Origin of the sequence: Frigidibacter albus, assembly GCF_009908165.1 — a bacterium.
Taxonomy (GTDB): domain Bacteria; phylum Pseudomonadota; class Alphaproteobacteria; order Rhodobacterales; family Rhodobacteraceae; genus Frigidibacter; species Frigidibacter albus.
Genome location: NZ_JAAAUC010000005.1, coordinates 146,310 through 167,994 on the forward strand (window position 1 = coordinate 146,310; position 21,685 = coordinate 167,994).

Sequence of the window (21,685 nt, forward strand, 5' to 3'; positions counted from 1 at the left end):
CCGTTCACGAACGCGTTTGACGCGCACCTTGCCGCTTTATGCGGCAAATGCCGTCAGCCCACATCCGTGCGCCCGCGCCGGTCGCCGCGCAGGTTGGAATAGAGCACATGGTTCCGCCAGCGCCCGTTGATCTGCAGGTAGCTTTGCGCCACGCCCTCGTACTTGAAGCCGGATTTCTCCAGCACCCCGCGCGAGGCCATGTTCTCGGGCAGGCAGGCCGCCTCGATCCGGCTCAGGTCCAATTGGGTGAAGCCGTGATGCACCACCGCGCGGATCGCCTCGCGCATGTAGCCGCGCCGCGCATAGGGCTCGCCGACCCAATATCCCAGCGTGCCCGACTGCGCCGGGCCGCGGCGGATATTGTCCAGCGTGATCGCCCCCAGCAGTGCATCATCCTCGCGCCGGATCAGGAACAGCGGCAGCGCCGTGCCCTGCAACTCGGCCCGCGCCGCCCAATAGACGCGGTGGGTGAAGGCGCGGCGCCCCAGATGATCCTCGGCCCAGGTCGGCTCCCACGGCGCCAGGAACGCGGCGCTTTGCGCGCGCAGGCCAGACCAGTCGCGGAAATCGGAATGCGCAGGCAGGCGCAGCAGCATGCGCTCGGTGTCGATCCGGACCTTGCGGCGCCGGGAAAGCATCAGGCGGCAAGCCGTTCGCGCAAACTCTCCAGCCCCGGCGCCCGGTCGACGGGACCATAGAGCGCCAGCGCCGACTGCCCCGCGCCCGCCATGCGCCCGGCAAAGCCGCGCACCGCGTCGCGGGTGACGCTGTCGATCTTCTCGGCCGCCTCCACCACATCGGGCACCCGGCCCCAGATCGCCAGCATCCGGGCCATGCGCTCGGCCCGGCTCGACGGGCTCTCGAGGCCCATCAGCAGGCCGGCCTTCATCTGCGCCCGTGCCCGGGCCACTTCGGCCTCGGTCATGTCATCGGCGGCGCGCTTCAGCTCGTCCACGGTCAGCCCGCACAGCTCGCCGATCTCCTCGGCCGAGGTGCCGGCATAGATGGTCATCATCCCGGTATCTTCATAGGCGCCGGCCTGCGCGAAGATCGAATAGCACAGCCCCCGCTCTTCGCGGATCTTCTGGAACAGACGGCTCGACATGCCCCCCCCAAGCGCGGTGGCATAGACCTGCGAGACATAGACATCCTCGTCGCGATACCCCGGCGCCTCGAAGGCCAGCGCGAAATGCACCTGCTCCAGATCCTTGATCTCGCGCCGTTCCGATCCCAGCCAGAGCGCCGGTTGCAGCAGCGAGTTACCCACCGGCTTCAGATGGCCGAAGATGTCCTCGGCCAACCGCACCAGCAGGTCATGATCGACCGCCCCTGCTGCCGACAGCACCATCTGGTCCGGCCCGTAATGCTCGGACACGAAGCGCTCGAAATCCGTCCGCCCAAAGGCCGACACCCGTTCCGCCGGGCCAAGGATGGTGCGGCCAAGCGCCTGATCGGGATAGGCCGCCTCTTGCAGCCAGTCGAAGATGATGTCGTCGGGCGTGTCCATCGCCTGCCCGATCTCTTGCAAGATCACATGGCGCTCTGTCTCGATCTCCTTCGGGTCGAAGGCCGGGTTCAGCACGATGTCGGAAATCACGTCCAGCGCCAGCGGCACATCGGCGGCCAGAACGCGGGCGTAATAGGCAGTCATCTCGCGGCTGGTATAGGCGTTGATATAGCCCCCCACATCCTCGATTTCCTCGGCGATCTGCAGGGCTGTCCGGCGCTTTGTGCCCTTGAAGGCCATATGCTCCAGGAAATGCGCGATGCCGTTCTGCTCGGCCCGCTCATGGCGGCCACCCGCGTTGACCCAGATCCCGACCGCGGCCGAGGCAAGGGCAGGCATCACCTCGGTGACGATGCGGAAGCCGTTGGGAAGTGTCGTCAATCTGACAGTCAAAGGGCACGCCTTTCAAGAACCAGCGCCTCAAGCGCGGCAAGATCGTTCGGAACCCGCGTCACCCGTTCGGGGCGGTCCATCATGTCGGCCATGCGGGCGGGCAGCGCGGGGCGGATGCCGGTGGCGGCCTGCACGGCATCGGGGAACTTCGCAGGATGCGCCGTGGCCAGCGTCACCATCGGCGCCTCGGCCCTGATATGGGCATTCGCCACGAAAACCCCAACTGCCGAATGCGGGCACAGCAATTCGCCGGTTTCGGCCAGCGTCGCTTTGATGGTCTCGCTGGTCTGGTCCTCGGAACAGCGGCCCGAGGCGAAGGTCTCGCGCAGCAGCTGCAACGCGCCCTGGCTGACGGTAAAGCCGCCCGTGGCCTTCAGCTCGTCCATCAGCTGCGCCACCGCCGCGCCATCGCCGCCATAGGCATGGAACAACGCGCGTTCGAAGTTCGACGACACCTGGATATCCATCGACGGGCTGATCGACGGGCGCACCCCGTCCGTCTCATAGCGCCCCGTCGTCAGGCAACGGTGCAGGATGTCGTTCTGGTTGGTTGCCACCACCAGCTTGCCGATCGGCAGGCCCATCTGCCGCGCGATGTAGCCCGCGAAGATATCGCCGAAATTGCCGGTGGGCACGGTGAAATCCACCTGCCGCAGCGGCGCGCCAAGGCTGACGGCGGCGGTGAAGTAATAGACCACCTGCGCCAGCACCCGCGCCCAGTTGATGGAGTTCACCCCTGCCAGCCCCACCGCATCGCGGAAGGCAAAATCGTTGAACATGTCCTTCAGCTTGCTTTGGCAATCGTCGAAATCGCCATCCAGCGCCAGCGCGTGGACGTTCGCCTCCACCGGCGTGGTCATCTGCCGGCGCTGCACCTCGGACACCCGGCCATGCGGGAACAGGATGAACACATCGACGCTGGGAAGCCCCCGGAACGCCTCGATCGCCGCCGACCCGGTATCGCCCGAGGTCGCGCCGACAATCGTGACCCGCCGCCCCTCGCGCCCGAGGGCAATCTGGAACAGCTGGCCGATCAGCTGCATGGCGAAGTCCTTGAAGGCCAGCGTCGGCCCGTGGAACAGCTCGCACAGGAAATGCCCCGGTGCCAATTGCACCAGCGGCGCCCGCGCGGCATGGCCAAAGCCCGCATAGGCGGCGGCAATCGCGCGGCGCAGCTCTTCCTCGGTGAAGGTCTCGCCCAGGAAGGGCCGCATCACCCGGAACGCCACCTCCTCATAGGGCAGCCCCGCCAGCGCCGCGATCTCATCGCCGGTCATGGTCGGGATCGTCTCGGGCACGTAAAGGCCACCGTCGCGGGCAAGGCCGGTCAGCATCGCCTCGCCAAAGGAAAGCACCGGGGCCTGCCCCCGGGTCGAGATATAGCGCATGGGGCCTGCCTCTCAGATGGTTCGTTGCCTGATACGCCACAGAAGATACGCTGTCATCCCCAGCCAGACCCCGGCGAGCGAAAACCAGGTCAAGGCATAGCCCAGATGGTCATTCGGGATACCTGCGGTGGACACAGGCACCGGGATGATGCCCTGCGCATCGCCGGTCACGCCGCGCGCGACCACCAGCACCGGCTCTGCCCCCAGATGCGCGGCCATGGCCGGCACGTCGCGCGCAAACCAGATGTTGCGGCCCATGTCCGGCTCGGGCGTGTTGCTGCTCGCCTCCTCGGGCCAGTGCAGGTTGCCGGTCACCGTCAACTCCACCGCCGCGCGGGCCACGTCCTTGCCCACCTCCGGCAGAAAGCCGCGGTCCAGCAGGATCCGCCGCCCCTCCGCCGTCTCGAACGCGGTGATCACCTCGTAGCCGGGGCCCACGCCCGTCATCCCGGTCAGCATGTGCAGCTCCGGCCCCACCGTCCGCCCGGTCACGGCAACGGGCTGATACTTGCCGCCCTCGCTCGTCTCGCCCTGCGCCGGCAGGGGCGCGGGCGCGGCGGCCATCTGCGCCTCGATCTGCGCCAGTGCCGCCTCCTTCCACTCCAGCCGCCGCAGTTGCCACAGGCCAAGGTTGATCAGGATCGCCACCCCGACAATGCCGAGGATCAGCGGAAACAGGATGCGGCGCATGGGTCGATGCATTCGGGTGGGGGCTCCTTCACGGGCGAAAGCGCGCGGCCTTGCGGCCCCGCGCTTTGCAATTTTCGGCAGGCGTTCGAAAAAGGCTCAGGCGCCCCAGATATAGACCGCCGCGAACAGGAACAGCCAGACCACATCGACGAAGTGCCAGTACCAGGCCGCCGCCTCGAAGCCGACATGGCTTTCCTGCGTGAAGTGGCCCTTCATCGCCCGCACCATGCAGATGAACAGGAAGATGGTCCCGACGATGACGTGGAAGCCGTGGAAGCCGGTCGCCATGAAGAAGTTCGCGCCATAGATGTTGCCGGCGAAGCCAAAGGCCGCGTGGCTGTATTCATAGGCCTGGAAGAAGGTGAAGACCACGCCCAGAGCAATGGCCAACGCCAGCCCGGTGATCATGTCCTTGCGGTTGTTCTCATGGACGAAGGCATGGTGCGCCCAGGTCGCCGCCATGCCCGAGCACAGCAGGATCAGGGTGTTGATCAGCGGCAGGTGCCAGGGGTCGAACACCTCGATCCCCTCGGGCGGCCAGACGCCCATGGTCGCCGGGTAATTCTCGGCCATCGGATACATGGCGTGCTTGAAGAACGACCAGAACCAAGCCGCGAAGAACATCACTTCCGACATGATGAACAGGATGAAGCCATAGCGCAGGCCGATCCGCACCACCGGCGTATGATCGCCCGCATGGTTTTCAGCGACGGTGTCCGCCCACCAGCCATACATGGTGTAGAGCACCAGCACGAGGCCGATCACGAACATCCAGGGCGTCATGCCCTTCATGAACAGAACGCCCCCGAAGAGCATCACGAAGGCGCCGACCGCCGACAGGAACGGCCAGAGCGACGGCGGCAAGATGTGGTAGTCGTGGTTCTTGGCGTGCGCCATGTCGATGTCCCCGTGGCCTTGGATCAGTTGACTGTAGCCGAAGGCGCGGGCGCGGCAAGCGCCGCCTGCTCTTCGGGCAATTCGGTTTGGTAGAACGTATAGCTCAGCGTGATGTGCTTGACCTTGCTGGCATCGCGCGAGGTGACCATGTCCGGATCGACATAGAAGCTGACCGGCATCATCACCCGCTCGCCAGGCGCAAGAACCTGCTGCTCAAAGCAGAAGCACTGAATCTTGGTGAAGTAATAGCCCGCCGCATCCGGCGCGACATTGTAGCTCGCGGTGCCGGCGACGGGCTGGTCGGTCGGGTTGTAGGCTTCATAGAAGGCCAGCCCGGTCTCGCCGATGCGCAGGGTCACCTGACGCTCCACCGGCTTGAACTCCCACGGCATCCCAGGCTCGACATTCGAATCGAAGCGGATGGTGACGGTGCGGTCCAGAATCTCGTCCGACGAGGTTTCCGCCACGTTCGTTGTGCCGCCATAGCCAGTCACCCGGCAGAACCAGTCGTAGAAGGGCACCGCGGCGAAGGACAGCGACACCATCACCGCGGCGACGCCGGCCAGCTTCACCGCCACGCGGGCATTGGGATCCTTCGGCATCATTGGGTCACCTCCGGCTGCACCAGCTCGGGCCGCGGCGCATGGTCGTAGGCCTGCATCGGGTTGCCCTGCGAAACCTTGACGATGGTCAGCCCGAAGACCAGCGCCACGAAGGCAGCCAGCACCAGCCCAAGGCCAAGGTTGCGCCCGAAGCGGCGGGTATGAAGCTCGTGATCGCGTCCGAATGCCATGATGTTACCAGCCTCCCAGCCCGTAGGGGCGCAGCGCGGCTTCCGCCAGAAGGGCCCCGAAATGCAGGAACAGATAGGCCAGCGAGAAGCGGAAGAAAGCCTTCTCTGCCGCATAGCCATCGGCAACCGCCGTCTCTTCACTGCGCGCGCGGATGCGCCAGGCACCGCGGATGAAGCCTGCATTCAGCACCACGGCCACCGCCAGATAGATCGGCCCACCAATGGACGTGAAGCCAAGGCCCAAGCCAACCGGCGCCAGCGCCAGCGTATAGGCAAGGATATGGTTGCGCGTCACCTTGCGGCCATGGGTCACGGTCAGCATTGGCACGCCGGCATTCGCGTAGTCTTCCTTCATGAACAGCGCCAGCGCCCAGAAGTGCGGCGGCGTCCACATGAAGATCAGCGCGAACATCAGCACCGATTCCGCAGAAATCCCGCCCGTGGCGACAGCCCAGCCGATCATCGGCGGGAAGGCCCCGGCCGCGCCGCCGATCACGATGTTCTGCGGGGTCGAGCGCTTCAGCCACATCGTATAGACGACGGCATAGAAGAAGATGGTGAAGGCCAGGAACCCTGCCGCGAACCAGTTCGCCGCCAGCCCCAGCATCAGCACCGAAATCCCCGACAGCACCAGGCCAAGGCCAAGCGCGTCCCCGGCAGCGATCTTGCCGGCGGGGACGGGGCGGCCACGGGTGCGGTTCATCACCCGGTCGATATCGGCATCATACCACATGTTCAGCGCGCCCGAGGCGCCGCCCCCCAGGGCGATGAACAGGATCGAGGCAAAGGCCACCAGCGGATGCACCTGCGCCGGCGCCACCAGCAGCCCGACCAGCGCCGTGAACACGACAAGCGACATCACGCGCGGCTTCAGCAGCGCGACATAGTCGCCGAACTCGGCTTCGGGGCTCTGGTCGAGGGCGGTCAGGTCGGTCATGCGGTTCCTCCGGGTGGGGCGGGCGCCGCGGCGCCCTGCCCTGCCTTGTGCGCGGGGCGGATCAGTCGGCCGAAGCTACCGTCAGCGGCGCCGGGGTGCCGGCAAACAGCTCGCGGGTGCGGGTCAGCCATGCGGCATATTCCGCCTCGCTGACCACCTTCACCGTGATCGGCATGTAGGCATGGTCCTTGCCGCACAGCTCCGAGCACTGGCCGAAATAGACGCCCTCACGCTCGGCACTGAACCACAGTTCGGCCACGCGGCCCGGCACGCCGTCCTGCTTCACCGCGAAGGCCGGGATGGTCCAGGAGTGGATCACGTCGGCCGCGGTCACCTGCACCACGATGGTCTTGTTCACCGGCACGACCATCGCATTGTCGACCGCCAGCAGATACTCGTCCTCGGCATAGCCATACTCGGCCAGCTCTTCGCGCTGCAGCATCAGGCTGTCGAAGGCCAGTTCCTCATCGGGATACTCATAGCCCCAGTACCACTGGAAGCCCGTGGCCTTGATGGTGATGTCGGCGGTCGGGATCTCCTGCTGCTTGAACAGGATCGGCAGCGAGAACGACCCGATCACCACCAGGATCAGCACCGGCACCAGCGTCCAGCCGATCTCCAGAGGGGTGTTGTGAGTGAATTTCGCCGGGACCGGGTTCACGCGCTGGTTGAACCGGAAGATCGCGATCAGCAGCAGCGCCACCACGAAGATCGTGATCGCGGCGGTGATATACAGCAGCATCCCGTCCAGCCATTGCTGGTCGCGCGCCAGTTCGGTCGCGGCAGGCTGGAAGCCCATCGCGCCCTCATGGGCCTTGCCCACGGTTTCAAGCCCGGTGATCCCGTCCTGCGCCATCGCCATGCCGGCGACGAAAACCGAGGAAAGGACGGCCCCAGGGCCCATCAGCTTCGTTGCAAAACGCATCATGTGTTCCCGTTCCCAAAGGCGGCTCTCCCTGCCGCCCACGCGCGCCCTGCCCATTTCGCAAGGCGCGTTGTAAGAGGGAATTCTAAAATCATATTGTCCCCAAGGCGACAAGCGAAACCGTGCGACACGGCGACGCTTTTGATCCAGATCATGGACGAGGAAAGACATCATGCAGGCGCAGCAATTCTCCCCCTTCGACACCCATCTGGACAAGGCGCAGGCGCTGGCGATCCTGCGTGCAGCCACCGCCGGGGCCGAGGATGGCGAGCTGTTCCTGGAACGCAGCCGGTCGGAATCGCTGGTCTTCGACGACGGCCGGGTGCGCAATGCCAGCTATGATGCCAGCGAAGGCTTCGGCCTGCGCGCCGTGCTCGGCGAGGTCGCGGGCTACGCCCATTCCACCGAGATTTCCGAACCGGCGCTGCGCCGTGCGGCCGAAACTGCCCGTCTGGCGGTGGGCAATGGCGGCGGCACCCTCGCCCCGCCGCCCGCCGGCACCAACCGCCGGCTCTACAGCGATGCCGACCCGATGGCCGATGCGGTCTTCTCGGCCAAGCTCGACACGCTGCGCGAGATTGACGCCTTCGCCCGCGCGCTCGACCCGCGGGTGATGCAGGTTACCGCCTCGGTTTCTGCATCGCATCAGGAGGTGACGATCCTGCGCCCCGAGGGCGGGATGGTCACCGATATCCGGCCGATGGCGCGTCTGAATGTCGCAGTCATCGTCGAGCAGTCCGGCCGCCGCGAATCCGGCAGCGCCGGGGGTGGCGGCAGATTCGGGCTTGGCGGCCTCCTGCAGCGCGGCCATTGGGAATCGGTGGCGCGGGAAGCGCTGCGCGTCGCGCTGGTCAATCTCGATGCCGAACCCGCCCCCGCCGGCATGATGGACGTGGCGCTTGGCCCGGGCTGGCCCGGCATCTTGCTGCACGAAGCCGTCGGCCACGGGCTCGAGGGCGATTTCAACCGCAAGAAATCCTCGGCCTTCGCCGGCCTCATGGGCCAGCGCATCGCCGCCCCGGGGGTGACGGTGCTCGATGACGGCACCCTGCCGGACCGCCGCGGCTCGATCAGCGTCGATGATGAAGGCACGCCTTCGGCCCGCAACGTGCTGATCGAAGATGGCATCCTCGTCGGCTTCATGCAGGACCGGCAGAATGCGCGGCTGATGGGCGTCGCGCCCACCGGCAACGGCCGCCGCGAGAGCCACGCCCATGCACCGATGCCGCGGATGACCAACACCTACATGCTGGGCGGCGAGGCCCGCCCCGAGGATGTGGTGGCCGAGGTCAGGGACGGCATCTGGGCCGTGGGCTTTGGCGGCGGGCAGGTCGACATCACCAGCGGCAAGTTCGTGTTCTCCTGCACCGAGGCCTACCGGGTGAAGAACGGCGTCGTCGGCAACCCGGTGAAGGGCGCCACGCTGATCGGCGATGGCGCGACCGCGCTGCGCCAGATCCGCGCCATCGGCAATGACATGGCGCTCGACCCCGGCATGGGCAATTGCGGCAAGGCCGGGCAATGGGTGCCGGTCGGGGTCGGCCAGCCGACGCTGCTGATCGGCGGGCTGACGGTGGGGGGATCTGCGGCGTAGCGGGGCCCAAGCTGGACTTCCTCAAGTCTTCCTTCCTTGCCCGGAATCAAGGCGCCTTTGCGCCGCCGGGCAGCGCCCGTCCGCCCCCTCGGGCGGGCGCTTTGCAACGCCGGCGCCTAGAAATTCGGTGGGGAGATGCCGCACCATAAAGTGCCTAGAACCACCGTTGCTCGCCCACCCGGCGGACAGGCGCAGCCCTCTGCCTGTGCGCGCTGAAGACACTCCCGAACCAGCGTTCAATCCGAAATCTCCGCCCTCAAAACGAATCATTCATCGTAAACGGCTTGTTAACCTTACGTCCGCTATACCGGGCTTGCGAATGAGGCGGGGCGGCGATGGACAACGGTTTGTTTTCTCTTCCCACCCCCTTCACCCCACCCACCACGGAAGAAGATGAACTCGTCTGGCTCCGTCTCATTCGTTCCCGCAAGGTCGGCCCCGTCACCTTCTGGCGGCTGCTGTCCGAATACGGCTCGGCCACCGCCGCCCTCGACGCCCTCCCCGAGGTTGCCCGCGCCGCAGGTGTCACCGGCTACACCGCCTGCCCCGAAGGCGTGGCCCGCGCCGAGCTCGCCGCCGCCCGCAAGGCCGGCGCCAGCCTGATCTGCAAGGGTCAGCCCGCCTATCCCGCCCGCCTTGCCGAACTCGCCGATGCCCCGCCGCTGATCTGGGCGCTTGGCAACCTCTCCCTCGCCGCCCGCCCGATGGTCGCGCTGGTCGGCGCCCGCAACGCCTCCTCGCTTGGCCTGCGCATGGCCCGCCGCCTGTCCGAAGGCCTCACCCGCGCCGGCTTCACCGTCGTCTCCGGCCTCGCCCGCGGCATCGACGCTGCCGCGCATGAGGCGGCCTTGGAGGGCGGCACCATCGCCGTGCAGGCCGGCGGCGTCGATGTGATCTACCCGACCGAGAACACCAAACTCGCGACCGAGATTGCCAGGCGCGGCCTGCGCCTGTCGGAACAGCCGATGGGCCTCGACCCACAGGCAAGGCACTTTCCGCAGCGCAACCGCATCGTCTCGGGCCTGTGCGAAGCGGTGATCGTGGTCGAGGCGGCGATGCGCTCCGGCAGCCTGATCACAGCGCGCGAGGCGCTCGATCAGGGCCGCGAGGTGCTCGCGGTGCCCGGCCACCCCGTCGATGCCCGCGCCGGCGGCTGCAACGCTCTCATCCGCGACGGCGCTGTCCTGATCCGCAGCGTCGAGGACGTGATCGAGGCGCTGGCCGCCCGCGGGGTGCCGCTGGCGGCCGCCGCGCCCCCCGCCCTGCACGAACCGGCCCCGCGTCCCGTGGACCCGCCAGCCCCGCCGCGCCCGGCCCGGCCCAAGGCCCCTCCCCAAGGCCATATCCCCGGCCAGACCCGCAGCCTCGCCGAAACCGCCGCGCTCCACAGCCAGATCCTCGACCGCCTCGGCCCCAGCCCGCTGGCCGAGGATCAGCTGATCCGTGACCTCGCGATCCCCGCCGCCGCCGTCGCCCCCGAACTGCTGACGCTGGAGCTGGAGGGCCGCATCGCCCGCGCCCCCGGCGGGTTGCTGGCGCGGCTGAACTGACCGGCCCCGCCGGCTGACCGTATGGCAAATCGTATGTATGGGTTCCGCATGGTTTCCCCATGCGCCGCGGAGGCCTGCAATCAGACTCAGCCCCACCCCGCGCCCGGATCATGCGGCAAATCATATGCATGGCATCTGTATGGGGTCTGTATGCCCTCCACACACTGCGCGGCAGGCGACATTGACATTCCCTATCCCCAGCCCCCATGTTCCGCGGCCAAAGCGCAAGGCCCGCCCGGTGACGGTCCGCAACGCGCAGGTGAAGAGGATCTCATGGCCGTTGTCGTAGTCGAATCCCCCGCTAAGGCCAAGACGATCAACAAATATCTTGGCCCGGGCTATACGGTGCTGGCCTCCTTCGGCCATGTCCGCGACCTGCCCCCCAAGGACGGATCGGTCGATACCGACAACGGCTTCGAGATGCTGTGGGAGGTTGCTGCCGACAGCAAAAAGCACATCCGCGCGATCACCGAAGCCCTGAAAACCGACGACATCCTGATCCTCGCCACCGACCCTGACCGTGAAGGCGAGGCGATTTCCTGGCACCTGCAAGAGGCGCTCGCCTCCAGCATCAAGAAGGGAAAAACCGTTCGCCGCGTTACGTTTAACGCCATCACCAAAGCCGCGGTGACCGAGGCGATGGCCAATCCGCGCGACGTCGACATGGAACTGGTGCAGGCCTATCTCGCCCGCCGCGCGCTTGATTACCTCGTCGGCTTCAACCTCTCGCCCGTGCTCTGGCGCAAGCTGCCCGGCGCCAAATCCGCCGGCCGCGTGCAGTCCGTTTGCCTCCGCCTGATCGTCGAGCGCGAGATGGAGATCGAGGCCTTCCGCGCCCGCGAATACTGGACCGTCACCGCCACGCTGCAGACCCCGCGGGGCCAGGAGTTCGAGGCGAAGCTGACCGTCCTCGGCGGCAAGAAGCTCGACAAGTTCGACATTCCCACCACCGAAGCCGCCGAACTCGCAGTGCAGGCCGTCACCTCGCGCGACCTGACGGTGAAGGCGGTCGAGTCCAAACCCGCCACCCGCAACCCCTACCCGCCCTTCATGACCTCGACCCTGCAGCAGGAAGCCAGCCGCAAGTTCGGCATGGGCGCCAAGGCCTGCATGTCGGCGGCGCAGCGGCTCTACGAGGCCGGCTACATCACCTATATGCGCACCGACGGCATCGACATGTCCCCCGAGGCGGTCATGGCCGCGCGGGCCGAGATCAGGGATCGCTTCGGCCCCTCTTACGTCCCGGACAGCCCGCGCATGTACAAGAACAAGGCCAAGAACGCGCAGGAAGCGCATGAGTGCATCCGCCCGACCGAGATGAGCCTCTCGCCCGACAAGCTGAAGGCGACCGAGACCGACCAGAAGCGGATCTATGACCTGATCTGGAAGCGCACGCTTGCCAGCCAGATGGCCGCCGCCCGGATGGAACGCACGACCGTGGACCTTGCCAGCCGCGACGCGCAGGTCGAGCTGCGCGCCAATGGCCAGGTGATGATGTTCGACGGCTTCCTCAAGATCTATGACGAGGGCCGCGACGAGGATGACGGCGAAGACAGCGCCCGCCTGCCGCAGATCATGCAGGGCGAAGCGGTGGACAAGCGCGCCATCACGCCGGACCAGCACTTCACCCAGCCGCTGCCGCGCTATACCGAGGCGACGCTGGTCAAGCGCATGGAAGAGCTCGGGATCGGCCGGCCTTCCACCTATGCCAGCATCGTGACCACGATCCAGGACCGCGAATATGTCCGCAAGGACAAGAACCGCCTGATTCCAGAAGATAAAGGCCGGCTCGTCACCGCCTTCCTGACCAACTTCTTCCGCAAGTATGTGGAGTATGACTTCACCGCCGATCTGGAAGGCGAGCTCGACGACATCACCAATGGCAGCCGCGACTACAAGGATGTGCTGGCCCGGTTCTGGCGCGATTTCTCCGCCGCCATCGCTGAAACCGCCGACCTGCGCATCACCGAAGTGCTGGAGCGGATCGACGATTTCCTGGCCCCGCACCTCTACCCGGCGCGCGAGGATGGCACCGACCCGCGGGTCTGCCCGACCTGCGGCAAGGGCCGGCTGAACCTGAAGACGGCGCGGTCCGGCGGGGCCTTCATCGGCTGCTCCAACTACCCCGAGTGCCGCTATACCCGCCCCATCTCGCAGCCGGGCGGCGAGGATGGCATGAACCTCAGCGGCGACGGCAAGCTTCTGGGCCATGACGAGGCCGGCCTGCCGATCAGCCTGCGCGCCGGTCGCTTCGGGCCTTACGTGCAGCGCGGCGAGGCGACGGCCGAGGCGCCGAAGCCGCCACGGTCGAGCCTGCCCAAGGGCTGGTCGCCCGAGAGCATCGACCTGCCCCGCGCCATCCTGCTGCTGGACCTGCCGCGGCTGATCGGCACCCATCCCGAGGATGGCGCCCCGGTCGAGGCCGGGATCGGCCGCTTTGGCCCCTATGTGAAGCACAACTCCACCTATGCGAACCTGCCCGAGGCCGATGAGGTGTTCATCATCGGCATGAACCGGGCGGTCGAGGTTCTGGCGCAGAAATTCTCGCGCGGGGCCGGGCGCGGGGCTGCGGCGGCGCCGCTGCGCGAGCTTGGCGAGCATCCCTCTGGCGGCCCGTTGCAGGTGATGCCGGGCCGCTATGGGCCCTACATCAAATGGGGCAAGGTCAACGCCACCCTGCCCAAGGAGATGGAGCCGGAGACCATCAGCTTCGATGAGGCGCTGGAACTGGTGGCCGCCAAGGCGTCGAAGGGCGGCAAGGGCAAGACCACAAAGGCCAAGGCCCCGGCGAAGAAGCCGGCGGCCAAGAAGGCACCGGCGAAGGCAAAGGCCGCAGCGGCGGACGGCGAGGACGCGGCCACCAAGGCCCCCGCCAAGCCGAAGGCTGCTGCCAAGCCGAAGGCTGCCGCCAAGCCCAAAGCGGCCGCAAAGCCAAAAGCCGCCGCCAAACCCAAGGCCGCTGCGAAGCCCAAGGCACCCGCCAAGCCCAAGCCCGTCGCCACCGAGGACTGATCCCCCGCCGCTGCCAGCGCCACGCTGCGCAGCGGCGATTGACTTGGCCCGGACCTCTTGCCACAACTCCGGCAGTGTAGTGCGGGGAGGATCACGGATGAAGAAGGTCTATGCCAGTGCGGCAGAGGCGCTAGACGGGCTGCTGTTCGACGGCATGTTCATCGCGGCGGGCGGGTTTGGCCTCTGCGGCATCCCCGAGCTGCTGATCGACGCGATCAAGGACGCCGGCACCAAGGATATCACCGTCGCCTCGAACAATTGCGGCGTCGATGATTTCGGGCTCGGCATCCTGCTGCAGACCCGGCAGATCAAGAAGATGATCTCCTCCTATGTCGGCGAGAACGCCGAATTCATGCGCCAATACCTGTCGGGCGAGCTGGAGCTGGAGTTCAACCCGCAAGGCACGTTGGCCGAACGGATGCGCGCCGGCGGCGCCGGCATCCCCGGCTTCTACACCAAGACCGGCGTGGGCACCGTGATCGCCGAGGGCAAGCCGCACATGGACTTTGACGGTGTGACCTATGTGCTGGAGCGCGGGATCGTCGCCGACCTGTCGATTGTCAAGGCCTGGAAGGCCGACACCTCGGGCAACCTCGTCTTCCGCAAGACCGCCCGCAACTTCAACCCGCCCGCCGCCACCTGCGGCAAGGTCTGCGTGGTCGAGGTCGAGGAAATCGTGCCGGTCGGCAGCCTCGATCCCGACCATATCCACCTGCCCGGCATCTATGTGACCCGCATCATCCAGGGCGAGCATGAAAAGCGGATCGAGAATCGCACTGTGCGCAGCAAGGAGTCTGTCTGATGTGGGACCGCAACCAGATCGCTGCCCGTGCGGCGAAAGAGCTGCAGGACGGGATGTATGTGAACCTTGGCATCGGCATCCCGACGCTGGTGTCGAACTACATCCCCGAGGGCATGACCGTGACCCTGCAATCGGAAAACGGGATGCTGGGCATGGGCCCGTTCCCGACCGAGGATGAGGTCGATCCCGACCTGATCAACGCCGGCAAGCAGACCATCACCGAGCTGCCGCATTCGGCCTATTTCGATTCTGCCCAAAGCTTTGCGATGATCCGCGGCGGCAAGATCGCCATGGCGATCCTCGGCGCGATGGAAGTGTCCGAGCAGGGCGACCTTGCGAACTGGATGATCCCGGGCAAGCTGGTCAAGGGCATGGGCGGCGCGATGGACCTTGTGGCGGGCGTGGGCCGCGTGGTCGTCGTGATGGACCACACCAGCAAGCATGGCGACTCGAAGGTGCTGAAGGACTGTACCCTGCCGCTGACCGGCAAGGCGGTCGTGGACCGGATCATCACCAACATGGCGGTGTTCGACGTGGTCGAAGGCGGGCTGAAGCTGCTCGAGATCGCCGATGGTGTGACGGAAGAGCAGGTGCGCCAAGCGACGGAGGCCACGATCGTTGACTGAGATCACGCGCGAGATCGACGGCAGCCGCGGCCGATACGTTGTGCGCCAGGGCGGCGACGAGGCGGAGCTGACCTATTCCATCACCACGCCGACGCTGATCATCGCCGACCACACCGGCGTGCCGGACAGCTTTCGCGGCACCGGCGCGGGCAACGCGCTGGCGCTGCGGCTGGTCACGGATGCGCGGGCAGAGGGGGTGAAGATCGTGCCGCTCTGCCCCTTCGTGAACCGCTGGCGGGCCAAGCACCCCGACTGGGCGGACGTGTTCCAGGTCTGACCGGGAAAGGTCTAACCGCGCACCCCGAACACGCAGCCGTCGGAGACCAGTTCCGGCGGCGTCAGGCACAGCCCCCGCGCCACGGACCAGGCCGCCAGCACCTTCGGCACATAATCGCGGGTCTCGGCATAGGGCGGCACGCCGCCGTTCTTCTTGACCGCGTTCTCGCCAGAGTTGTAGGCCGCCAGCACCATCAGCGGGTCGCGGTCGAATTCCTTCATCAGCCAGTCCAGATAGGCGACCCCGCCCTTGATGTTCTGCCCCGGCACGGTGGAATCGGTCACGCCGAAGCGGCTGGCCGTCGCCGGGATCAGCTGCATCAGCCCCACAGCACCCGCGGACGATACCGCCTCGGCCCGCCCCCCGCTTTCCACCCCGATCACCGCCAGCACCAGCGCCGGCGACACCTCGGTGCCGATCGTCGCCATCAGGATATCGGCGCCGTGCAGGCGGGCAATCTCCTGCATGTGCTGCATCCGCGGCGCCCCGACGATGGCGCCGCCCGGCCCCTGCGCCAGTGCCGCGACCGCCTTGGGGAAGCGGCCCGCGTTGTCCCCCAGCGAGGGTGATACGAGTCCCCAGTACCAGTCATAGGCCCCCACCGGCGCCCCGCCGAGGCCCGCGGCGGCAGCCCCCGTCGGCATCGGCGTGTCGGGCATGGGCACCACCGCCGCCAGCATCCGCGCCTGTTCAGCCGGGTCGATCTGCACGGTGATGCGCTTCTGGCCCGCCTGCGGCACCCCGATCCGCTTGAACGTGAAATCGGGATAGGGCGCCGGAGTTTCCTCCGCCGCCACCGGCGCAAGCCCGAGGCCCGCGCAAAGCGCCATGATCCGTGCCATGTGCCGCGACATTGCGCGTCCTGCTGCTGACTGCCCGTTTCGGTTCAGGCAGTTTCCCTGCCCGCCTTGATTGCGCGCAGTGTCGCAAACTTTCGGCCAATGCGCCACTGGTTCCGCGCAGCGCCAGGCCTGCCGCGGATCGGACGCGGTAATCCCGTTAAAATTCCCTTAGCTCGCCCCAATCGCGCCACGTTCGGCAGGCAAAACATCTTCATACCGCAGCGGGGACGGGCCAAGGCGAGGCCAGCCCACAAGACCCGGGGCGGGGGGCAGCAACCTGGAAACCTGGAGAGACACCGTGAAACTGATCAACCTGTTCAAATCCTTCCGCAATGACGAAGACGGTGCCGTGACCGTCGACTGGGTCGTGCTGACCGCCGCTGTCGTCGGCCTCGGCATCCTCGCCCTGGGCGTGATCGACACCGCCGTGGGTGATCTGTCGTCCAACATCGCGACCTCGATCTCGAGCGCCAAGAACTGATATCGGTCGGCATTCGCCGCCTGCAGGGGCCGCACCGGATGGTGCGGTCCTTTCGCGTTTCCGGGGCCTTTCCGCCGCTCCGTTCCGTCGAGCCCTGTCCCGCAAACACCGCGAAGAAGGTCCGAAAATGCACGAAAGGCGCCCCAATCGCGCCATGATCGGGGGTCAAAACAGCTTCATACCGCAACGGGGACGGGCCCAGACAAGGCCGGCCCGAAAGATCCGGAGCGGGAGATAACAACGCGCAAACACCTGGAGAGACACCATGAAACTGATCAACCTGTTCAAGACCTTCCGCAATGACGAAGACGGTGCCGTGACCGTTGACTGGGTCGTGCTGACCGCCGCCGTCGTCGGCCTCGGCATCCTGGCCATGGGCGTGATCGACACTGCCGTGGGCGACCTGTCGTCCAACATCGCGACCTCGATCTCGAGCGCCAAGAACTGATCAGCGGCGCCTGATCCGCAGGCCACAGCGCCTGTCGCAGGGACCGCACCGCAAGGTGCGGTCCCTTTGCGTTTCCAGCCTCTGGCTGCCCCGAGGCGCAAGGGTTCCTGACGTGCCAATTCCGCGAAGAAGGTCTGAAAATGCACGAATACGGCCCCAATCGCGCCACGATCCAAGGGCAAAACATCTTCATACCGCAGCGGGAACGGGCCAAGGCGAGGCCAGCCCACAAGACCCGGGGCGGGGGGCAGAAACACGCAAACACCTGGAGAGACACCATGAAACTGATCAACCTGTTCAAGACTTTCCGCAATGACGAAGACGGTGCCGTCACCGTCGACTGGGTCGTGCTGACCGCCGCCGTCGTCGGCCTCGGCATCCTGGCCATGGGCGTGATCGACACCGCCGTGGGTGACCTGTCGTCCAACATCGCCACCTCGATCTCGAGCGCCAAGAACTGATATCGGTCGGCACTCGCCGCCTGCAGGGGCCGCACCGGATGGTGCGGCCCTTTCGCATTTCCTCCCTTCCCGCGCCGAGGCCGCCCAGCTGGTCCGCACCGCAAATTCAACCTGAAGAAGGTCCGAAAAAGCACCGTCAACGCCCCAATCGCGCCACGTTCGGCAGGCAGAACATCTTCATACCGCAGCGGGAACGGGCCAAGGCGAGGCCAGCCCACAAGACCCGGGGCGGGGGGCAGAAACACGCAAACACCTGGAGAGACACCATGAAACTGATCAACCTGTTCAAGACCTTCCGCAACGACGAAGACGGTGCCGTCACCGTTGACTGGGTCGTGCTGACCGCCGCCGTCGTCGGCCTCGGCATCCTGGCCATGGGCGTGATCGACACCGCCGTGGGTGACCTGTCGTCCAACATCGCGACCTCGATTTCGAGCGCCAAGAACTGATGATGGCCGGCAGACCCGGATCCTCGGGTCTGCCGCCAGTCGCAAGGGGCCGGCCCGGCTTTCACCTGGCCGCCGCGCAACGAACGGAGAGTTTGGATGACCCCACTGTTCCCCCGTCTGGTCCGGCTCCGCGAGCGGGTGCTCGACCTTATGCGGCGAGAGGACGGGGCCGTGACCATCGACTGGGTCGTGCTGACAGCCGGGATCGTTGTCCTGGGGGTTCTGGCCGCAGGCGGGCTTTCGGTCTCGATCAGCGACGCAAGTGATACCATTGCCGAGACGATAACCTCGGCGAACAGCTTTCTCGACTGACGCCTCGGCGATCTGAACTGCGACGCAAAGGCCCGGATCACACCGGGCCTTTCGCATGTCGCCCTTGCTCGGGTCGCCCCGAAATACCCCGGACGCGGCACGCTTCCACCAAGTTTCTGCCGCAATCGCGCGGCATATTTCCGGTCGATGCAGGCGGACTCCGCAATCCGCAACAAGCCGCATCGCAACGAGCAGAAGGATGATGTCATGAGGATGGTTTTTGGTCTGGTTCTGATCCTAGGTATCGGGCTTGCGGGCTTTGCGGTCTATATGGCGCAGGGCTATATCGCGCAGACCCAGGCAGAGCGGGATGCCCTGCGTGCGGTTCAGGCCAGCGCAGTGCCGCTTGTCGACATCCTCGTGGTCAACACCCCCAAGAAATACGGCGATCCGCTGACCCCCGAAGACGTCATGCAGATCAAATGGCAGGCCGATGCGGTTCCCGAAGGCGCCTTCACCGATGCGGCCGCCCTGTTCCCCGAAGGCGCGCCGACCACCCGGATCGTGCTGCGCGCGGTCGAGAAGTTCGAGCCGGTGCTGGCCGTCAAGGTCACCGAACCCGGCGAGGATGCCGGCCTCACCTCGCGTCTTGCCAAGGGCATGCGCGCCTTCACCATCCAGGTCGATGTCAGCAGCGGCGTGTCGGGCTTCCTGCGCCCCGGCGACCGGGTCGACGTCTACTGGACCGGCAACCAGCAGGGCCAGGATGTCACCAAGCTGATCGACTCCTCGGTCCGGCTGATCGCCATCGACCAGCGGGCGGATACCGATCAGGTAGACATGGCGCAGATCGCCGGCACCGTGACCATCGAGGCAGCGCCGATGCAGGTTGCGGCGCTGACGCTGGCACAATCGACCGGCCGGCTGACGCTGGCGCTGGTCGGCAGCAACGATGACAGCCTGTTCAGCGCCGTCGAGGTCAACCGCGATCAGTTGCTGGGTGTGCAGGCGGCAGAAGTCGTCGAGGTCGAGGAGGCCGCGAAGGTCTGTACCATCCGCACCAACAAGGGCGGCGAGATGGTGGAAACCCAGATCCCCTGCACCAACTGAGGCGCCAGTGCCCGTTTCATCGCACCGCATCTGGTGGCGGCGCGCCGGGTTTCGGCGATAGATGGACGGGGCGGACAGGGCCTTAGGTAAATGTCGGCGTGCAAGAGGTTGATTCTTGCAAAAAAACGACTTCTCGCGCATTCTGGCGGAAATTCGGGCGTCAAGACCCGGTAGAGGCGTGATCGAGAGGCAGGGTCAACCTATGATCGGAACTATTGTCAGGGCCGGCCTTCTGGGGCTTGCCGCAACCGTGGTGGCGGCGCCGTTGGCCCGGGCCGAGGTGCTACGGGTGATGAGCGGATCGGTTTCCACCCCGCTGTCGGTCCCGATGAACCGGGCTGTGGTGGTTGAATCCGAAAGTCCCTTTGCGGAGCTCTCCATCGCCAATCCGGGCATCGCCGATATCTCCACCCTGTCGGACCGCTCCATCTACGTGCTTGGCAAGGCCCCGGGCCGCACCACGCTGACGCTGCTCAGCGCCGATGGCAAGCTGATGACCAACGTGGAAGTGCAGGTCACCCCAGACATCGCCGAATTCAAGGAACGCCTGCGTCAGGTTCTGCCGGGCGAGACGATCGAGGTGCGCACCGCCAATGACGGCATCGTGCTGTCGGGCACCGTCTCGTCGATCGGCACGCTGGACCGTGCGCTGGAACTGGCGCAGCGCTATGCGCCCGGCCGGGTGTCGAACCTGATGAACGTCGGCGGCACCCAGCAGGTGATGCTGCAGGTCCGCTTTGCCGAGATGCAGCGCTCGGTTTCCAAGAACCTCTCTGCCTCGATTGGGATCGGCAACTCTGCCGGCTCGTTCGATGCCGGGATCGGCAACGGCTCTCCGACCGGCAATGCTGCGGGCGTGGCGCAAGGTGGTGCGGGCCTCGGGCTCAACCTCACACGTGGCAACTTCGAAATCGGCGTGTTGCTGGAGGCGCTCGAATCCAAGGGCATGGTCCGCACCCTGGCCGAGCCGAACCTGACCGCCCTGTCGGGGCAGGAAGCCAGCTTCCTCGCGGGCGGCGAATACCCGATCCCCGTGGTGGATGACGATGGGTCCATCGCCATCGAATACAAACCCTTCGGTGTGGAGCTGGCCTTCATACCCCGGGTGATCGATGGCGACATCATCAACCTCGAAATGTCGGCCTCGGTCTCGTCCATCGACACTGCGGTGACGCTTCAGAACGGCGGCTTCTCGGTCAATGCCTTCAGGCGCCGCGAAACCAAGACCACGGTGGAGATGCGCGACGGCGAGAGCTTTGCCATTGCGGGGCTGCTGCAGGACGACTTCACCGACCTGAACAGCCAGGTGCCGTGGCTGGGCGACATCCCGGTTCTGGGCGCGCTGTTCCGCAGTGTGGAGTATGAACGGCAGCAGACGGAACTGGTGATCATCGTCACCCCGCATCTGGTGACCCCGACCCGCGGCGAGGCCCTCGCCCTTCCGACAGACAGGGTGCGTATCCCGACCGAGGCCGACCTGTTCCTGCGCGGCAAGACCACGGGCGCGGCGGCCGAAGTGGCCAAGCAAGATTTCACGGGGTCCTACGGCTATGTCATGGAGTGACAAGATGCGCCTGCGTAGCCTGATCGTGTTCCCGCTGGCGCTGACCGCTCTGGTCGCCTGCGACCCGGTGACAGAGCTGGGCGGCAGGATCGACGGCACCGAAGCCAGCTTCGGCAATGCCACGATGAACAACACGATGGTCCAGAGCGGCGACAAATCCTATGCCATCGACCTGACACGGCGCTTTGCCGCGGAAGTGCCGGCAATGGTGACCTTCGCCTTCAACAGCTCTATGCTGGACGGTAATGCCCAGGCCGCCCTGCGCAAGCAGGCCGATTTCATCCGCCAGTTCCCGGAACTGCGCTTCCGGGTCTACGGCCATACCGATCTTGTCGGCTCGCATGCCTACAACAAGGCGCTCGGGATGCGCCGGGCCCAGGCCGTTGTCGCCTATCTGGCAACGCAGGGCGTCAGCCGGTCGCGGCTCGAGGCGGTGGCTTCATTCGGCAAGACCCAGCCGCTGGTGCTGACCCAGGGGCCAGAGCAGCGCAACCGCCGTACCGTCACCGAGGTGTCGGGCTTTGTTGCCAACCATCCGATGGTGCTGAACGGCAAATATGCCGAGGTCATCTTCCGCGAGTATGTCGCCAGCGCTGTGCCGGCCTCTGCGTTGGGCGGGGGAGTCGGTGAGGGTGGCGGCGAAGGCGGCGGCGAGTAACGCGGCAGGCGCCCTGCCCCGCGCCGGAC

At 66.3% G+C, this 21,685-nt stretch carries 24 protein-coding genes; 14 read left to right on the plus strand and 10 right to left on the minus strand.

Annotated features, from left to right (window positions below; translation table 11 throughout):
* Nucleotides 1–53: 53 nt before the first annotated feature.
* The 9 genes from GVY41_RS09540 to coxB form a co-directional block, all read right to left on the minus strand.
* Complete coding sequence (locus GVY41_RS09540) at nt 54–638, minus strand: GNAT family N-acetyltransferase (protein WP_161345811.1); 585 nt, start codon at nt 636–638, stop codon at nt 54–56.
* Nucleotides 638–1,900 carry a M16 family metallopeptidase gene (locus tag GVY41_RS09545; RefSeq protein ID WP_161345813.1) on the minus strand — a complete coding sequence of 421 codons (1,263 nt, stop codon included), beginning with the start codon at nt 1,898–1,900 and terminating at the stop codon, nt 638–640. The genes GVY41_RS09540 and GVY41_RS09545 overlap by 1 nt, the downstream gene beginning before the upstream one ends.
* Nucleotides 1,897–3,288, minus strand: a complete 1,392-nt coding sequence (gene thrC / locus GVY41_RS09550) for a threonine synthase (RefSeq protein ID WP_161345815.1) — start codon at nt 3,286–3,288, stop codon at nt 1,897–1,899. Before thrC ends, GVY41_RS09545 begins: the two co-directional genes overlap by 4 nt.
* Nucleotides 3,289–3,300: 12 nt before the next feature.
* The gene (locus tag GVY41_RS09555) at nt 3,301–3,990 is read right to left on the minus strand and encodes an SURF1 family protein (protein WP_229726012.1); all 690 of its coding nucleotides are present in this window, start codon (nt 3,988–3,990) and stop codon (nt 3,301–3,303) included.
* A gap of 84 nt (nt 3,991–4,074) precedes the next feature.
* On the minus strand, nt 4,075–4,875 hold the full coding sequence (locus GVY41_RS09560) for a cytochrome c oxidase subunit 3 (protein WP_161345817.1): 801 nt from the start codon (nt 4,873–4,875) through the stop codon (nt 4,075–4,077).
* 23 nt (nt 4,876–4,898) lie between these two features.
* Nucleotides 4,899–5,477, minus strand: coding sequence for a cytochrome c oxidase assembly protein (locus GVY41_RS09565; RefSeq protein WP_161346100.1), 579 nt, complete (start codon nt 5,475–5,477; stop codon nt 4,899–4,901).
* A complete protein-coding gene (locus GVY41_RS09570; protein ID WP_161345819.1) occupies nt 5,477–5,668 on the minus strand; it encodes a hypothetical protein in 192 nt (63 codons plus the stop codon). The genes GVY41_RS09565 and GVY41_RS09570 overlap by 1 nt, the downstream gene beginning before the upstream one ends.
* Nucleotides 5,669–5,672: 4 nt before the next feature.
* Nucleotides 5,673–6,605 carry a heme o synthase gene (gene cyoE, locus GVY41_RS09575; protein WP_161345821.1) on the minus strand — a complete coding sequence of 311 codons (933 nt, stop codon included), beginning with the start codon at nt 6,603–6,605 and terminating at the stop codon, nt 5,673–5,675.
* Between the two features lie 61 nt (nt 6,606–6,666).
* A complete protein-coding gene (gene coxB / locus GVY41_RS09580) occupies nt 6,667–7,509 on the minus strand; it encodes a cytochrome c oxidase subunit II (RefSeq protein ID WP_229726023.1) in 843 nt (280 codons plus the stop codon).
* Nucleotides 7,510–7,702: 193 nt separating this feature from the next.
* On the opposite strand from coxB, the gene tldD reads away from it, so the two are divergent.
* The 6 genes from tldD (at nt 7,703) to GVY41_RS09610 (ending at nt 15,391) form a co-directional block, all read left to right on the plus strand.
* On the plus strand, nt 7,703–9,124 hold the full coding sequence (gene tldD / locus GVY41_RS09585) for a metalloprotease TldD (RefSeq protein WP_161345824.1): 1,422 nt from the start codon (nt 7,703–7,705) through the stop codon (nt 9,122–9,124).
* Nucleotides 9,125–9,459: 335 nt separating this feature from the next.
* Entirely contained in the window at nt 9,460–10,674 is a 1,215-nt protein-coding gene (gene dprA / locus GVY41_RS09590) for a DNA-processing protein DprA (protein WP_161345826.1), read from the plus strand.
* A 273-nt stretch (nt 10,675–10,947) separates the two neighbouring features.
* On the plus strand, nt 10,948–13,686 hold the full coding sequence (gene topA / locus GVY41_RS09595; RefSeq protein WP_161345828.1) for a type I DNA topoisomerase: 2,739 nt from the start codon (nt 10,948–10,950) through the stop codon (nt 13,684–13,686).
* A 97-nt stretch (nt 13,687–13,783) separates the two neighbouring features.
* Nucleotides 13,784–14,488 carry a CoA transferase subunit A gene (locus GVY41_RS09600; RefSeq protein ID WP_161345830.1) on the plus strand — a complete coding sequence of 235 codons (705 nt, stop codon included), beginning with the start codon at nt 13,784–13,786 and terminating at the stop codon, nt 14,486–14,488.
* Entirely contained in the window at nt 14,485–15,114 is a 630-nt protein-coding gene (locus GVY41_RS09605) for a 3-oxoacid CoA-transferase subunit B (protein ID WP_161346102.1), read from the plus strand. The genes GVY41_RS09600 and GVY41_RS09605 overlap by 4 nt, the downstream gene beginning before the upstream one ends.
* The gene (locus GVY41_RS09610; RefSeq protein WP_161345833.1) at nt 15,107–15,391 is read left to right on the plus strand and encodes a GNAT family N-acetyltransferase; all 285 of its coding nucleotides are present in this window, start codon (nt 15,107–15,109) and stop codon (nt 15,389–15,391) included. The genes GVY41_RS09605 and GVY41_RS09610 overlap by 8 nt, the downstream gene beginning before the upstream one ends.
* An 11-nt stretch (nt 15,392–15,402) precedes the next feature.
* Here GVY41_RS09610 and GVY41_RS09615 read toward each other — a convergent pair whose 3' ends face one another.
* Nucleotides 15,403–16,245: a lytic transglycosylase domain-containing protein gene (locus GVY41_RS09615; protein WP_229726013.1), complete on the minus strand. Its 843-nt coding sequence runs from the start codon at nt 16,243–16,245 to the stop codon at nt 15,403–15,405.
* A 286-nt stretch (nt 16,246–16,531) separates the two neighbouring features.
* Here GVY41_RS09615 and GVY41_RS09620 point away from each other — a divergent pair, with 286 nt between their 5' ends.
* From GVY41_RS09620 to GVY41_RS09655, 8 genes are all read left to right on the plus strand, one after another.
* Nucleotides 16,532–16,714, plus strand: a complete 183-nt coding sequence (locus tag GVY41_RS09620) for a Flp family type IVb pilin (protein WP_161345835.1) — start codon at nt 16,532–16,534, stop codon at nt 16,712–16,714.
* A 265-nt stretch (nt 16,715–16,979) separates the two neighbouring features.
* Nucleotides 16,980–17,162, plus strand: a complete 183-nt coding sequence (locus tag GVY41_RS09625) for a Flp family type IVb pilin (protein WP_161345837.1) — start codon at nt 16,980–16,982, stop codon at nt 17,160–17,162.
* Nucleotides 17,163–17,440: 278 nt separating this feature from the next.
* Nucleotides 17,441–17,623, plus strand: coding sequence for a Flp family type IVb pilin (locus GVY41_RS09630; protein WP_161345837.1), 183 nt, complete (start codon nt 17,441–17,443; stop codon nt 17,621–17,623).
* Between the two features lie 266 nt (nt 17,624–17,889).
* A complete protein-coding gene (locus GVY41_RS09635; protein ID WP_161345837.1) occupies nt 17,890–18,072 on the plus strand; it encodes a Flp family type IVb pilin in 183 nt (60 codons plus the stop codon).
* 96 nt (nt 18,073–18,168) lie between these two features.
* Nucleotides 18,169–18,384: a hypothetical protein gene (locus tag GVY41_RS09640; RefSeq protein WP_161656887.1), complete on the plus strand. Its 216-nt coding sequence runs from the start codon at nt 18,169–18,171 to the stop codon at nt 18,382–18,384.
* Between the two features lie 207 nt (nt 18,385–18,591).
* Nucleotides 18,592–19,434 (plus strand): Flp pilus assembly protein CpaB, encoded by an 843-nt coding sequence (gene cpaB, locus GVY41_RS09645; RefSeq protein ID WP_161345839.1) that lies wholly within the window; start codon nt 18,592–18,594, stop codon nt 19,432–19,434.
* A 202-nt stretch (nt 19,435–19,636) separates the two neighbouring features.
* Complete coding sequence (locus GVY41_RS09650) at nt 19,637–20,998, plus strand: type II and III secretion system protein family protein (RefSeq protein WP_161345841.1); 1,362 nt, start codon at nt 19,637–19,639, stop codon at nt 20,996–20,998.
* Between the two features lie 4 nt (nt 20,999–21,002).
* The gene (locus GVY41_RS09655) at nt 21,003–21,656 is read left to right on the plus strand and encodes an OmpA family protein (RefSeq protein WP_161345843.1); all 654 of its coding nucleotides are present in this window, start codon (nt 21,003–21,005) and stop codon (nt 21,654–21,656) included.
* Nucleotides 21,657–21,685 lie beyond the last annotated feature (29 nt).